This is a genomic window from Priestia sp. SIMBA_032, from assembly GCF_046535215.1.
GTDB lineage: Bacteria > Bacillota > Bacilli > Bacillales > Bacillaceae_H > Priestia > Priestia aryabhattai.
This window is the reverse complement of record NZ_JAWRXD010001141.1, coordinates 1-253: the sequence shown is the minus strand read 5'-3', so window position 1 is coordinate 253 and position 253 is coordinate 1. Positions and strand designations below refer to the sequence as shown.

1 protein-coding gene is annotated in these 253 nt (G+C 57.7%); it reads right to left on the bottom strand.

The window, feature by feature from the left end; translation table 11 throughout:
* Positions 1–125 (bottom strand): GntR family transcriptional regulator (locus tag SB717_RS37890; RefSeq protein WP_410908320.1); only part of this gene is annotated, 125 nt, incomplete at its 3' end.
* Positions 126–253 lie beyond the last annotated feature (128 nt).

The following is a 253-nucleotide window of genomic DNA, read 5'->3' as shown; positions in this document are numbered from 1 at the left end:
CGTAGAGCTTCGCGCAGTGGAGGCCGACTGATCGCGAGCTCTTCAGTCAGTCTTTCCTCAATGAGCCTGGCGCCCGGAGCGAGTTCTCCGGACAGGATCTTCTTGCGAATGGCATCGGTGGCCATCTTCACGAGGCTCGGTGCCTCCAGGCGGCCAGAAGGGCTCTCGGCGGGGGTCGAGCGAGAAGTGGTCATGAGGTCTCCAATGTCTTGCCACTGAGTATAGGAACTAAATCGCAAATTTTGGCTATTGA